General features: G+C 47.5%; 13 protein-coding genes. 7 read left to right on the top strand and 6 right to left on the bottom strand.

The features are described from left to right. The first annotated feature begins 38 nt into the window (after positions 1-38). The 6 genes from ADS79_RS01010 to ADS79_RS00985 all read left to right on the top strand — a co-directional run bounded on the left by ADS79_RS01010 (position 39) and on the right by ADS79_RS00985 (position 7,940). Complete coding sequence (locus ADS79_RS01010) at positions 39-4,397, top strand: C1q-like domain-containing protein (RefSeq protein ID WP_049736556.1); 4,359 nt, start codon at positions 39-41, stop codon at positions 4,395-4,397. Positions 4,398-4,517: 120 nt separating this feature from the next. Further along, positions 4,518-4,871: a hypothetical protein gene (locus ADS79_RS01005; protein WP_049736555.1), complete on the top strand. Its 354-nt coding sequence runs from the start codon at positions 4,518-4,520 to the stop codon at positions 4,869-4,871. Continuing rightward, positions 4,872-5,696, top strand: coding sequence for a peptidoglycan recognition protein family protein (locus ADS79_RS34050; RefSeq protein WP_084765535.1), 825 nt, complete (start codon positions 4,872-4,874; stop codon positions 5,694-5,696). It begins immediately after the preceding gene. A 54-nt stretch (positions 5,697-5,750) separates the two neighbouring features. Next, positions 5,751-6,041 (top strand): hypothetical protein, encoded by a 291-nt coding sequence (locus ADS79_RS00995; protein WP_236699840.1) that lies wholly within the window; start codon positions 5,751-5,753, stop codon positions 6,039-6,041. Positions 6,042-6,299: 258 nt separating this feature from the next. Next, positions 6,300-6,764: a MerR family transcriptional regulator gene (locus tag ADS79_RS00990; protein ID WP_049736554.1), complete on the top strand. Its 465-nt coding sequence runs from the start codon at positions 6,300-6,302 to the stop codon at positions 6,762-6,764. Next, positions 6,765-7,940 carry an MFS transporter gene (locus tag ADS79_RS00985; RefSeq protein WP_049736553.1) on the top strand — a complete coding sequence of 392 codons (1,176 nt, stop codon included), beginning with the start codon at positions 6,765-6,767 and terminating at the stop codon, positions 7,938-7,940. 78 nt (positions 7,941-8,018) lie between these two features. Here ADS79_RS00985 and ADS79_RS00980 read toward each other — a convergent pair whose 3' ends face one another. The 5 genes from ADS79_RS00980 to ADS79_RS00960 are packed head-to-tail and all read right to left on the bottom strand — an operon-like array spanning position 8,019 to position 13,047. Further along, complete coding sequence (locus tag ADS79_RS00980; protein ID WP_049736552.1) at positions 8,019-9,155, bottom strand: M20 family metallopeptidase; 1,137 nt, start codon at positions 9,153-9,155, stop codon at positions 8,019-8,021. A gap of 12 nt (positions 9,156-9,167) precedes the next feature. Then, positions 9,168-9,968 carry an ABC transporter permease gene (locus ADS79_RS00975; protein ID WP_049736551.1) on the bottom strand — a complete coding sequence of 267 codons (801 nt, stop codon included), beginning with the start codon at positions 9,966-9,968 and terminating at the stop codon, positions 9,168-9,170. After that, on the bottom strand, positions 9,965-10,807 hold the full coding sequence (locus tag ADS79_RS00970; RefSeq protein WP_049736550.1) for an ABC transporter permease: 843 nt from the start codon (positions 10,805-10,807) through the stop codon (positions 9,965-9,967). The genes ADS79_RS00975 and ADS79_RS00970 overlap by 4 nt, the downstream gene beginning before the upstream one ends. A 3-nt stretch (positions 10,808-10,810) precedes the next feature. Further along, positions 10,811-11,905 carry an ABC transporter ATP-binding protein gene (locus ADS79_RS00965; RefSeq protein WP_049736964.1) on the bottom strand — a complete coding sequence of 365 codons (1,095 nt, stop codon included), beginning with the start codon at positions 11,903-11,905 and terminating at the stop codon, positions 10,811-10,813. A gap of 8 nt (positions 11,906-11,913) precedes the next feature. Beyond that, a complete protein-coding gene (locus tag ADS79_RS00960; RefSeq protein ID WP_049736549.1) occupies positions 11,914-13,047 on the bottom strand; it encodes an ABC transporter substrate-binding protein in 1,134 nt (377 codons plus the stop codon). Between the two features lie 252 nt (positions 13,048-13,299). On the opposite strand from ADS79_RS00960, the gene ADS79_RS00955 reads away from it, so the two are divergent. Next, entirely contained in the window at positions 13,300-14,058 is a 759-nt protein-coding gene (locus tag ADS79_RS00955; protein ID WP_049736548.1) for an IclR family transcriptional regulator, read from the top strand. 104 nt (positions 14,059-14,162) lie between these two features. Here the strand turns inward: ADS79_RS00955 and ADS79_RS34045 are convergent, their stop codons facing one another. After that, complete coding sequence (locus ADS79_RS34045) at positions 14,163-14,645, bottom strand: SRPBCC family protein (protein WP_084765533.1); 483 nt, start codon at positions 14,643-14,645, stop codon at positions 14,163-14,165. Positions 14,646-14,671: the final 26 nt, after the last annotated feature.

The following is a 14,671-nucleotide window of genomic DNA, read 5'->3' as shown; positions in this document are numbered from 1 at the left end:
TTTAACCATCAATGGAATAAAGAAACGGAGGATTATGCGTGACGCTGCCAATCAAATTCAGACGGGGACTAAAAGAGAACCTTCCCACTGACGCTTTGGCAGGGGAGCCTCTTTTTACAACCGATACACACGAGCTTTTCATGGGGACAGGAGATAGCGTTGTTCCAATCGCTGCTACTGATCCGGAGCTGGCCAAGCGGGTAGACGAGCTTGAGCAAAGTAGAAGTACAGTAACGGAAATGTACACCGAGACCTTTGACGGAACCGGTTATGTAGATTTGGAAAAAACGACTGCTGTGATTTCAGCCAATCGTGCTCGAAATGCCAAAACTGCCGATTTTACTGAGGATTTCTCAACTACTAAATACTTTGATGCTGCAAACTCTGTCAACATAAACTATGATACTGCGAGTGGAAAAGCTAGTTTAACTCCTGGTAAAACAAACGGTATTCTTGCCGTCAGCCCTATATCCACCATGTATAGTAATGAGGTTACCATCCATGCAGCTACCACAACTCCCTCCACAATGGCGTTCTCCTCGGAGATAAAAGTAACCACTGACGATACAATATCATATGTGCACCCTATGGGGTTTACGGACAGAACCAATCGGACTTGGATTGTTTCTTTCGTCAAAGGCAGTGGGATTTACGCGAAAGTAACAAATCCGGATGGATCACTAGCCTTTGAAAAGTTTCTCCTCCCCTTTCCTACAGCAGATTACAATCCGTGGACTTCAACATCATTAGGTACTCAACAAAGTTCTTTCATAGTGGATTACAATAACAGAGTATGGTTTTTGACTGGTGTAAGCCTTACATCTCCAACTCAAACTAGGAAAGTTTTGATCGGGGTTGTGAACGGTGATGGTACAACTTTCTTAGATTGGTTGGAATTAGATTCTGCAGTACATTCCTCCGGTTTTTTTAAATCAACATCCTTGTGTGTAGACAAGGATAATAATATTTGGGTTTTATACAGTTTTTCAAGTAGTAAATTTACACTTCAAAAATTCGATTCGAATTGTAATCAGTTACTCGCTCCATTTGAGACCCCTGGGCGTGGTACCGTGAGTTCATTTTGGGCAGCTAGATTATTCTACGATGTTCCTACACACGCTATCATAATTGTGTATTCAACAAGTGGTTCATCATTTATATCCAAGGTCTCGGCAGTAGATGGAAGTACTCTCCTTACTCAAAGAACGCTTGATTCTACTACAATTAAAGAAGGCTGGAGTGCAATACACGACACCGATACAAATACAATAGTAGTAATCGGTTCACTAGTTAGCACTGCTAAACCCGCCAATGCCATGCGGCTCTATAAAATAGACACAGCCACACTAAATGTCCTTCACACGGTTACGTTCGAAACAAAGCCAGCCGATCGAGTATCTACCATCGTCAAAGACGGCAATACGTACCGATTTAATTTTGAATTCTCAACGACGCCGGGCATTTTGCGCTCCATGGCAGTTAATGCCTCTGATTTGAGTATCGCGGACGAGGATACATTGATCTCAAGAGACGGACGTTTCCCGTATTTGTTCAGAGATAGCTCGGGCACGCTTCAAACGCTTTACCATCCGAATTGGGTCAGCGGCAAAAATTCTTCTGTTCATTTAGCCAGTTTTGTCCCTACTCCTACTGAAATTCGGTTTGAAGTATCCAATGATAATGGCGGAACATGGCTACCTGCAGCTCTAGATCAAAAAATTACCTTCCCTTCCCCAAGCAATCTCCTACATGTTCGGATCATCTTTACCTCCCCTATTGGTACGATGTCACCTGAGCTTACTCGCTACAATTTAGTTATTGGATCACCCTCAGGAGAATTAATTCAAGAGCTGGTAAGCACGCAATTGCCATCAGTTTCACCGATACTCCATGCAATTTTGACAGCAGATCAGACGTTAGACGGGGGAACTATTGATTGGTTTGTAACCAACAACGGAGGTGCGGATTGGATACCTGTTTCATTGGGGGAACAAATAGGCTTTGCCAATTCCATTAACAGTGATCTGCGAGTCCGGGCAGTGCTCACTTCCCCTGATAGTTCTAAGACGGGGCCTGAGATCAGGAAATATACCATCGTCAGCTCTGACATCCTGCATGGAACCGCAAATAGCACGGAGGTGGAGTCATATTCCGAGAGATTTAACACTCTTACTTATGTAGACACCGGGAATACTTCTGCAATTGTTTCAGGCGGACGTATTAAAATCGGACCAACCCCTAACTTTTCAGAAGATTTTTCCTCTACCGCTAACTTTGACAGCATAAACTCCATTGGCGTTGTAGTTGATTCGAAAGCTAGAGTAGTAAAGAACATGTCTGGTACTCGAAATGGCGTGTTTTATGCAAGGCCACTCCATGTCCCTGAGATGAACCGAGTGACAATTGACTATACAGCAAATGAACCAAGCACATATGGATTCTTTTCTTCCGAACGCTTTACTACGGACAATACAAAAAATTATGCATGGGCAAAAGGGTTCGTTGACAGAACCAATCGCACATGGAGAGTCGCTTGGTACAATAGCGGTATTCACGCAAAAGTGACTAATCCCGATGGAACGATTGCCTTTGATAAAACTATTTTGTCAACAAATGAAGTACTAACCAGTGTTCCAAATATTACCAGCATAGATTGTATTGTCGATGCGAACAACAGGGTCTACTTCACTTATCATGGTACAGCAGGTGCTGCCCGCCTCATGATTGGCTCAGTTAACAGCGATGGCAGTACGTATATAAACTGGACGTATATTCCAATGGGCTCCACAGCAGGTATCATGCACAGCCATATGACTATGGACAGTCAGGGTCGAATCTGGGTGTGGAGAGCTCAGAACTCCCAGGGAAGATGCGTAGTTATTAACTCTGATTGTTCAGTAGCAATTCCAGATTTCATGTTTACCACGTCCTCAGTATCTACTGTATGGTCTAGATACGATTCCGTACGTAAAAATATGTATGTCATGTGGTTTGGTGGATATTCACTTTACGTAACTCAATTCAATGAGTTGGGTACGGTTATGAAACAAGTTACATTAGGCAGTCAATATTATTCCAATACTTCTGTATTTGGATTTGAGTATGATGTTTTAGCCGATCGATTTGCCATTGTACATGCAGGCCAGATCACTAATTCTTCTCCTTTCGAACTCGAAATTCTCTCCTTTGACCCAGACACCCTAGCCTCAACATCCCCCATCAAAGTCCCAGGCATTACAGCAGATTACGTATCCGCCACAGGATTTGTCGATAATGGAGTGGCGAACTTCATTTATAAATCCGCTAAGGAAACGGCCTACAAGCTCATCAGCTTTAAGGTCTCTGATTTATCGATCATCGATTCCACTACTGTTGTAACCAATCAAGCTGGAGACCATCTCATTTTCAGAGATAGTAACGGCACTGTTCGTTCATTAGCGTCTACCTTGGAATACGGTGGTACTAACAAGCAATATAAGGAGTATGTCTACGAGGGTACAAAAACATCCGTTACGCTAGAGATTTCCAATGATTACGGCGTAAACTGGCATACGGTAACATCCGGTGATGAGATTGTCTTTCAAAACGCTGGAACTCTCCTAAATATCCGAGCTATATTCGACTCCCCAACAGAAATCATCTCTCCAGAATTAAGTGGCTATTCCCTAACAACAGGAACTCTTACTGGAGAGATCGTCCAAGAATTCATCAGTACGCGAATCCCTTCCGTTACGCCTATTCAAAAAGCTACATTAACTGCCGTAGAAACCTTGAACGGTGGAACGATTGATTGGTATATGACGAATGATGGTGGCGCCACCTGGCTACCTGTTTCATTAGGTCAGCCCGTTTCCTTTGAAAACACATTCCATGCAGATCTGCGCGTAAAAGCTGTGCTAACAATGCCTTCGGACGCTATGTACTCCCCAGAGATTGTTGAGTATACTGCCCTCAGCTTTAATGTAACAACAAAGCCTAGACCCTATGCATTCCGGGCAACTGTTGCAGGAGCACAGTCATTCGATACCCAAGTAAACACCAAAGTGAATTTCAATGTGGAGGAATATGATTTACGAGACGAATATAATCCAACTACTTCAACGTATGTTGTGAAGCAATCCGGTCTGTATATGATTTCCTCCTCCATTTTAACAAATAGCCAAAATACTTCCTCGAACAGACAAATTCTTTATGTATGTAGAAATGGAGCACCTGCCGCAACCCTTTACAACTCAATGGGAGGCAATTCCGTATCAGCTTCAGGTTCAACCATCTTACATTTAAAAGCTGGTGAAACGGTAGAAATCCAGCTCTATAGCCTGCAATCAATCAGCACATTGTACAGAAATTCTTCAGCCAGTACGGATCATTACTTCACAATCAGCAAAATTGGATAAAGGGAGTGGGGCTGACTACAGGCCTCACTCTTTTTCTTAAACAAACGAATCTAGCTGTGAGCATTTCTTTCAATCTGTCTACTCTATAGATAGACCCACTGAGAAGGCAGGTGAACACGGATGTTACAAACATGGATCAACTCTTCTACACTTCCAACGGTAGCATCGAGTGTGCTGACCGCAGTTGTCACCTATCTCATCGCTCGCCACAACAACAAGAAAGAGTTGATGATCACAGACAGGCAGCAAATCTCTCAAGAGAATCAACAGATTCGCCAAGAGCTACGCCTGGAAATGGACAAGCTGCGCGAAGAGCTCCACGTCTGGCGCAATCGCTGTATGGAGCTGGAAACAATCGTGCAAGAGTGGCGAGATAAATACACGACACTCGTTGTAGAGCGGCAACAGCTGGAGTATCGCGTAAAGGAGCTTGAAACAGAGCTGAAGACATATATGCAAGGGAGGGTGGTGTAGATGGTTCCTATTCAACCATACCTCCTGCCAATCAATCCATTCAGTCGACCAGGCAAAAAGCTGCGTGCTGTCAAAGGAATTGTGATGCACTACACAGCAAGTCCTGGGGCACCTGCTCTTAATATCTCCCGTTACTTTGCCAGTTTAGCCAATCAAAATCCAAATGATGGTGTAGAAGATCGTTATGCAAGTGCTCATTACTCTGTTGACGATCTGTCTATTTATCAAAACGTCCCAACAGATGAACTGGCCTATCATTGCGGCTCAACGACCTACACAAAAGAGGCTTTGACCCGCCTCGGGAGCTATCCGAATGATTCTACCATCGGTATTGAAATGTGCATCGACAAGAAGGGCGAGATTACAGAGAAAACTTTTCAGCAAGCCGTTAATCTGGTTAGCATGCTCTGCAAGCAATTTCACTTAACTTCTTTGGATATTTGGACGCACAAAGGGGTTGTGGGATGGAAGGACTGCCCTCTACCTTGGGTTCAGAATCCGAATGAGTTTGAGCGATTTAAAAAAGCGGTCGAAGGGCAGTTATCCGCAAAAGCAAAGCCTTCCTACCCGAAAATAAAAGCAGTCGTAGGAAGAGATCTGCCAGCAATCATCGTTGATCAGGCTACACACATTATTTGGACATGTCTGCCATTGCTTAATATCAAGCATGAGTATAAGGGAAACGGATTATTCCTGATTCATGACCGCCTTGTTCAAGGTGTCGTTTACGAGGGCGATACCTACCTCCCTTGGGGGCAGATTTCCCCTCCAGACATTACCCCTTTTCAAATAAGTGGCGGATGGATGTTTGTCTACAAGCCATAACCGCGATCAACTCCCCCTTCCCCCCTCTAATAAAAATAAAGGAGGCACATTCCATTGGTAGACCACCTCATTAACAATCTTAGCTTACTTACATGCATGGCCATTCTGGTTGAAGCCGTAACCGAAATTTTTAAGACTGCTCTCCCTGATCATATCAAGGATCGATCCTCGTACGTCCTCTCCATTCTCATCGGAATTTCTCTCTCTTTTGCCCTCGATGCAAATCCTCTTGCCTTAGAGGGTAACGGCTATTATGTTTCTGTCATTGTGGCTGGTATCCTAAGCAGTCGCGGGGCTAATTACCTGAATGGGGTCGTAAAAAAGCTAAAAACAGCCTCGCAATAACACTCCTCCCCATGTCATCTTCTTCTACAACGCCTGCCCCCTGCAGGCTTTTTTTCTGTGAAAAACATCGAGACTTTTTTCATAACAGTGGATGTGGCCGTTTTGTTTCATGAATGATTTCCCCACACGTATAGCCACACGAACCAAACAAACCCTATAAGAAAAATTCCCATTGAAAAACCATAACGTTTACGTTAAGGTTATAGTTGTAATTAAAACGATTCGTGATGAACTTACAAAAGGAAAGGAGGAAAATCCATGTATCGCATTGAGGAAGTCGCACAAAAAACGCATATGACCAAGCGCGCGCTGCGTTATTACGAAGAGCTGGGACTCGTTTCTCCCTCTGGCAGAACGGATAGTGGCTACCGGATGTATACAGACGCGGATGTCGAGCAGATTTTGCACGTGAAAGATATTCGCGATTTACTCGGAGCTTCGCTTGCAGAGATCAAAGACATGATGGAGCTTAGTCGCTTTTACGATGAACAGCGCGATTATTACAATCTGCACTACAAAGACCGGGAGCCCCATGGCGTGGAGCTGCTCAAGCGAATCGAGACTTTAAAAACATTGGAAGAAACATTGACGAGCCAACGCACTTTTTTGCAAAACAAAATGTCTCGGATGGCTGAGCTCTTGAAAAGCTACGATGAAAAGCTCGATCGAATCGTGAACAAGAAAAATGAATTGGAAGCAAAACATCAGGGAGGGAACAACTAAATGTCTGCGGATTCTCATTCATTACGGACGATTTTGAAGCAACCCAAATCGGCTTACGCGGTTGCTTTTGCCTGTGTCGTGGCTTTTATGGGGATTGGGCTGGTAGACCCGATCTTGCCAGCGATTGCTGCCAAGCTGGATGCCACACCAAGTCAGGTATCGCTGCTGTTCACCAGCTACATGCTGATGACTGGCGTAACGATGCTTATTACCGGCTGGCTGTCCAGTCGCATCGGTCCAAAAAGAACCATGCTGTTCGGCTTGCTTGCTATTATTCTCTTTGCATTTTTAGGTGGTATGGCGAATTCGATTAATGGAATCGTCTGGTTTCGTGCCGGCTGGGGGATCGGGAATGCTTTCTTTATCTCGACCGCACTGGCTGTGATCGTGAGTGTCGCAAGCGGTGGTACCGCATCTGCGATTGTTTTGTACGAAGCGGCTATTGGACTGGGGATGTCTGTAGGTCCGCTTTTGGGAGGCTTGCTCGGGGGAATTAGCTGGCGCGGTCCCTTCTTTGGGGTTTCCGTGCTGATGGCGATTGCCTTTCTTGCTGTTTTTGTTTTACTCAATGATGTTCCGAAACCGAAAAAGCGCACATCTCTGCTCGATCCATTCCGTGCGCTGCGCTATCCTGGGCTGTTTACGATGGCGATTACCGCCCTGCTTTATAACTTTGGTTTCTTTACGCTGCTAGCTTACTCTCCATTCGTTCTGCACATGGATGAGCACAGTCTGGGCCTCGTCTTCTTTTTCTGGGGCGTCCTGCTTGCCATTACATCCGTCATTGTTGCACCAAAGCTGACTGACCGATTTGGTTCGGTTCCGACTTTGTATGTCATGCTACTCCTACTTGCCGTCGATTTGGCGTACATGGGATTTTCCGTTTCATCTCAAACAGCTCTGGTTGTCGCCATTGCAGTTGCCGGGGCGATTTTGGGGATCATCAATACAATTTTGACGACTGTTGTCATGGACGTGGCTCCTGTCGAACGGGCGGTTGCTTCTTCTGCCTACAGCTTTGTCCGCTTCGTAGGCGGCGCTATCGCTCCCTGGCTCGCAGGAAAGCTGGCAGAAATGTACGGCTCAACCGTGCCGTTTTATGTCGGGGCTATCGTCGTCGTGATCAGCATTCTCGCCTTATCCACGGGACGTCGCCATTTGGCTGCGGTAAAATAATTCGCTTCTCCATGTAAAAAGCACCCGCATTCGATGCCGTACGATATGCATCGAAGCAGGTGCTCTCTTTTTTTCTCTTTATACTTCTTCGATCAATCGCGCCAGTAACGCAGCGCGGATCGGTATTTCACCCAGTTCGATCCATTCTTCCGGCGAGTGCGCGTAGCCACCCTTGGTACCGAGTCCATCCAGCGTCGGAATCCCGCATGCAGCGGCAAAATTCCCGTCACTGACGCCCCCCGTACCCGATTCCTGCAAGTCCATTCCCAGCTCGCTCTTGCTGATGGATTGGGCCAGCGAAAATAAAGCTCCAGTCTCTTCTGTTCGTTCCATCGGTGGACGGCGAATGCCCCCCGTAACGCTAATGGTCGTGCCGTTAAGCGTCGGTGTGAGCTCCCGAATCACTTTTTCGATCCGTTCTGCTTCATCCATGGAAACGATGCGTACATCAATGCCTGCCTCGGCATAATCCGCCACAACATTTGATCCGATCCCGCCCTTGATTACCCCGACATTCACGGTCGTTCCTTTGTTGTAGTCGGTCAAGCTGTGCAGAAATTGAATCTGCCGAGCCAGCTCTTCAATCGCTGAGACTCCCTTTTGATGGTCCACACCAGCATGAGCAGAAATTCCCTGAACAGCGAGTGTAAAATGCGCACTGCCCTTGCGCCACGTCTTCAATGCGCCAATCGGCTCCGTCGGTGGCTCCAGAACAAAGCTGGCCACGGAACGTTCCGCTTCCTCCTCTACCAGCTGTCTGGAAGTTGGACTGCCGATCTCCTCGTCGCTGCTTAATAGCAATACAATCTTTTTATCAGCAGGCATACGACCTTGCTTAACCAAAGCCCGCAGCGCAAACATCGCTTGCAGTATGCCTGCTTTCATATCATAGACACCTGGTCCAAAAGCTTTTCCGTCACGGATGGTAAATGGTCTGCGAGCCGCTTCTCCCTCCAGCCATACGGTATCGTAGTGGCCGATGATCAGAATTTGCTTTTCGCCTTCACCAAGCGTACAACGCACCTGATCGCCATATGTGGCATTCGGGATCAGCTCTGCCCTTCCACCTGTCAGCCGTTGAAACTGAAGTGCGAACCAGCCCGCCATCCGGTCGCCCAGCGCTTTGTCTCGCGAAGGCGAGTCCATGTTGACCGCTTCTTCCAGCAACTGAAGAAAGTGAGTCATGTTGTCTTGCAAATAAGTGTGAATTGACATAGTGCCTCTTCCTTAATGAGATTGTGAATTGAGTCCGAACAGGCGCTCTAGTCCGTACACTTTTTCGAGCAGCACGATAAACACCAGGCTCAGCAGGATCACGACCGCAGAGATGGAGGCCACCAACGGGTCCAACGTCTCCTGCATATAGGTAAAGATCGCGAGCGGCAGCGTGGTAGTATCCGGCGCTACCAAAAAGAGGGAAACCGTTACATTATCAAACGAGGTCAAAAACGAAAAGATCATTCCTGACACAATCGCTGGGCGCAGCAGCGGGAGCGTGATGTCCCAGAACACCCGAAGCGGATGGGCGCCCAGCATGTAACCCGCTTTTTCCAGCGTATAATCGAACGTGCTCAGTCCCGTCAGTACCAACCGCACAACGTACGGAATGGAGATCAAAATATGGGCCAGCAACAGTCCGGTAAATGTTCCTGCGATGCCAATCCGGGTAAAAAACAGCAGCGCTGAAATCCCGATGATCAGAGATGGCACCGTAAGCGGCGAGAGCATCAGTGCATTGATGACTCCACTACCGCGAAACTTGTACTTGGATAGGGCAAAAGCAGCCAGCGTTCCAAGGAATGTCGCCAAAATGGCAGTGATCGCAGCCAGCTTGAGACTCGTCCAAAGTGATTCGATAAACTCTGGTCGATCCAAAATCATCGAATACCACTGCAAGGAAAAGCCCTCAGGTGGAAATGCGAGATACCCAGCCGCTGTAAACGAGCTCGGGACGATGACCAAAAACGGCAGATTGACCAAAATGAGCACAAAGAATGTGATGAGTCCGAGTACGTTGATCTTTTTCATGACGCAAACACCTCTTTATACCGCTTCGTTTCAATCAGTCTCGTATAGAGTGTCACCAGGAATATCGTGCTACCCAAAAGCAGGAAGGCAAGTGCAGCACCAAGTGGCCAGTTTAGTGTAGCCATAATTTGTTCATAGGCGATTACTGGCATAACCTTTACCGATGTTCCACCCATGAGAGCCGGCGTGACAAACGCACTCATCGACAAGCTAAAGACAAGTGTCGTTCCAGCGATAATGCCTGGCAAGGTCAGTGGCAGCGTCACTGTAAAAAAGGTGCGGGCACGTGATGCGCCGAGAATCGAAGCCGCTTTGGAAAGCGACGGATCAATCGCGTACATGCTCGTAGCCAGTGCCAAAACCATGTAGGCAATGAATGAATCGGTCAGACCAATGACAACCCCCAGCTCGTTGTACAAAAGCCGCAGCGGTTGCTCGATGAGACCAAGCTTCATCAGCGTCTCATTGATCCAGCCCTTTTCTCCAAGCACAACCACCCAGCCAAAGTTGCGAATAACTACACTGATCAGATGGGGCGCAAGAATAAACATCGTGACAATTCCGCGCATTTTTCCAGTCGCCTGTGCCATGTACATCGCCACCGGGAACCCGAGCAGCAAGGTAGCCAGCACCGTCCAAAGGCTGACCCGAATCGTCCGCCACAAAATTTCCAAATAGAACGAATCCTGAACAAAAAGCGCATAGTTTTTCAGCGTAAATCCTTGATTGTCATCCTGGAAGCTGAGCATAAGCATAAGCAGCATCGGCAGGATAAAAACACCTAGAAGTACAATCATCGCAGGTGCAGTCAATAGTGTGATCGAGAGACGTTTGTTCATCCGTCATCCCCTCTCAGCAGGCATGATCAGCACGTCTTCTGCATTCCACTTGCAGTAAACCGTAGTACCTGCTTCCCGTTCTGCTGATTTGTCGGTCATCTGGACTTTGACAGAAAGCGTGTGCTTGCCTGCCACAACTTCGCACTCGGTGTACGAGCCTAAAAACGAAGCCAGCTGTAAGTGTCCTTCTACCAGATTTGCACCTGTATGCATCCCCGTGTCCGACAGTGTAATCTTCTCAGGTCGTACAAACACAACCACTTTTTGCTGAAGGGAGACTTCTCGCTGCTGCTTGGCTGCCTGGATCAACAGACCGCCTGTCGTTCTCACCTTGACGCCATCTGCGTCGATGCCGATGACTTCGCCCTCCATCCGATTCGTTTTGCCAATAAAGGTATGGACGAATTCAGAAGCAGGCTGATTGTAAATTTCGAGTGGTGTACCAATCTGCTCGACAAAGCCGTGATTCAAAACCACGATTCGATCCGAGAGAGCGAGCGCTTCCTCTTGATCGTGTGTGACGAAGATCGTAGTAACACCGATTTCCTGATGCAGTCGCTTCAGCTCATCGCGCAGCTCCTCACGCAATTTCGCATCCAGGTTACTGAGCGGCTCGTCCAGCAATAAGAGCGAGGGCTCGATCACCAGCGCACGCGCTATGGCGATACGCTGGCGTTGTCCACCAGAGAGCTGCTTCGGATAACGGTCGGCGACATTCGGCAGCTTGACCAGCTCCAGTACGCGCTTCACACGCTCCTGCATCTCTTGTTTACCTATTTTTCGCAGCTTCAGACCGTAGGCAATATTTTCTGCGACCGTCATGTGCGGAAACAGCGAGTACGTCTGGAACACCATTCCCAGCTCGCGTTTATAAGGAGGTACTCCATTCATGCGCTGGCCCTTGATCAGCAAATCGCCGCCATCCGGGTCCAAAAATCCGGCAATCATGTTCAGTGTCGTGGTCTTCCCGCAACCAGATGGACCGAGAAAAGCGATAAACTCCCCTTGCTCCACCTGCAGGTTGAAGTCTTGAACCACGACATTGTTTTGAAATTTTTTCATGATGCCGCGTAGTTCGACGTCAATCACCTTGGTCACGTGCATACCTACTTTCCTGTTTTAGGTGCAATTTCTTTATTAAAGCGATCCAGCCAAGCAGATGTTTCTTTGCTGATTACATCGTAGTCAAAATTCACGACTTTACTGCGGTCAAATTCTAGCGTTTTGGCTACGTCATCCGGCAGCTTCACAGAAGTAGCTGGGTTGTAGTACAGCTTGGTTGCGTACATTGTTTGAACCTCGTCTGTCAAAAGGAAGTCGACGAACGCTTTTGCAGCCTGTGGATGCTTGGCATCCTTCACCAGCGTAGCTACGTTCGGTACGATATTGCCGCCCTCAGACGGGAAAACAAACTCAAGTGGCAGACCTGCTTCTTTTTGAGTCAAGCTGCGTGCCATTGTCCAGGTTGTGTAGGCAGCTGTTTTGCTTTGCAGGTTTTGTTGAAGCTGCGCTGCGCTTTTCGCAAAGGTAGGCATGTATCCTGCAATCGTTGCCATTTTTTCGAAGCCTGGTTCAATCACTCGCTCGGAACCGCCATTGGAGTACGCAAGCATGATCATGGTCGAGCGTCCGAAGTTACTTGCTACATCTGTCATGGTGATGTTGCCCTTCACTTCAGGCTTGGTCAGATCATTCCAGGACTGTGGAACAGGCAAGCCTTTTTCTTTTACCAGTTCGCTATTGTAAGAGATGCCCATCGGCGTGAAGTTAACGACGACCCCACTATCCTCTGTTACCTTCAAATCATCCGGAACATTTTTCATATTCGGGATATCCGCTGCGGAAACCGCTTCCCACAAGCCTTCTTGGCGTCCCTTCTCCTGTTCGCCGCCCTCAACGATGGTCAGGTCGATTTGTGGAGAGTTTTTCTGTGCTTTTACCTTTGCTACGATCTCAGTCGATACTCCAGATACGTATGTAAGCTTTACATTCGGGTACTTTTCGTTAAATTTTTTGAAGACCTCGTCCTTCATCAGCTTTTCAACAGTTGCACCGTTTCCTGCAACGACGAGCGCGTCTTCTAGCTGAACCTGTGTACCGCTGCTCTCCGTGGTGCTGCCAGCTGCAGGTGCTGGAGTTGGCGCTGGAGTTGATGTTTGCGTGGTGGACGAACCACATCCCGCAAGCAGAGAACCAGTTAAAGCGAAAATGGACAGTACGGATAATGCCTTTTTCTTCACGTAAGTCGACCCCCGATTTGTCTAAGTTGTTCACGAATAGAGAACGCTGTTTGCTATTCGAGAACGATAGTGCTATACTATCACAAAGAAACTGACTATTCAAGGTAATCATATTAAAAGAACCATTGCCTCAATTCGAAGAACAGGCTTATGATAAAATCACCACGATCGATGCCTGCTTATAGAGAAGCTAGAAACGACCATTTTCTACCCGTTTCAATAGGACTAATGCACGCAAAAGGAGACGTTTCCATGGATCAAGTGTTGTCTTCTGTTCGAAATAGCTGTCGGCTGTTAAAAATATTTCTCGATTCTCCAAAAGAGCTTGGCGTAACGGAGCTCAGCAAAAAGCTTCAGCTGTCCAAAGGTGCTGTTCACAAGCTGCTCTCCACCTTGGAATCAGAGGGTTTTATTCGGCAAAATGAAAAAAACAAGCAGTATACGCTAGGTTATACACTGCTTGAGCTCGGCACCAAAGTGCTGACTAATCACGATATTGTCGATTTCTCCAAGCCGTTTCTAAGCAGGCTTGTCTCCCGCACAAATGAGCTGGCTGTCTTGTGTGTGCAAGACTCCAAGGACGCGATTTATGTCGCAAAAGAAGACTCGCTTCACCCGATTCGATTCACAGTCGAGTCCTTCCGGCGTTTCCCGCTCTATTCAACAACGGCGGCGCGGGTGCTGCTCGCCTTTCAGCCTGAATCGTTCCAAGACGAGATTTTGGAGGAACCGCTGAAAAGCTATACGCCTCATTCATACACTTCGATAGAGGATATTAAAGGAGATCTTGTGGCGATCAAAGAACGTGGGTACGAAATTAGCTCCAATCGCCGCAACAATGGAGTAACAGGAATCGCGGCTCCGATTTTTGATTCTACGGGACACGTCACAGCGTCCATCAGCGTCATCGGTCCAACTGATCGCGTGCTGCCGAAAAAGGAAGAGATTTTACAAGAAACACTCGATACTGTCAGAGAAATGTCCGTCCAGCTGGGCTATCGCTTATCGTAATCATCGGCCGTTAGAGATCCTTTGCTACGACATGCCACATGGCAAACAACGCAAAAAAACCTCCCACACATCGTTTGAACTACGATGCATGGGAGGTTCATTTTTTACTCACCTAGCTGCTTTGCATACTTTTCACGCATGGACTCCCAGTGAGACCACGGCCAGCCCTTCACCTCACCAGCCAAGGTTTCTGCCAGAAGGTCGAGATGCACATGCCAGCCCGCCAGCATGTAAGAAAGACGCTCTGGGACACGAATCGTATGCTTCAGCACAAGCAGACAGCCATCCGCTTCCGGCGTCAATTCCCACTGCACTACCGATTCATTCGGATCCTCGCTGTTCCACGTATACGCCAGAACGCTCGGCGATTGTACCTGAATCACTTTGCCATTCATCACATCACCCGTATTGGCAAAAGTAAGCTGAAATCGCCCGCCTTCTGTCAGCTCTACCTCCGCTGCCGCCAGCCAATCTACCAGCTTTTGTGGCTCTGTGAGCGAATCCCAGACGGCCTCTACGGTATACGGCAGATGCCTTTCGAAGCGTATCGTACTCCCACCTGCAATCTGCTGAACGGTTCCATCCATCTTCGCATCCTCCTGTCAGATAAGAT

The organism is Brevibacillus reuszeri (genome assembly GCF_001187725.1).
Taxonomy (GTDB): Bacteria; Bacillota; Bacilli; order Brevibacillales; family Brevibacillaceae; genus Brevibacillus; species Brevibacillus reuszeri.
The sequence above is the reverse complement of the archived record's forward strand: the minus strand, read 5'-3'. Positions and strand labels throughout refer to the sequence as shown.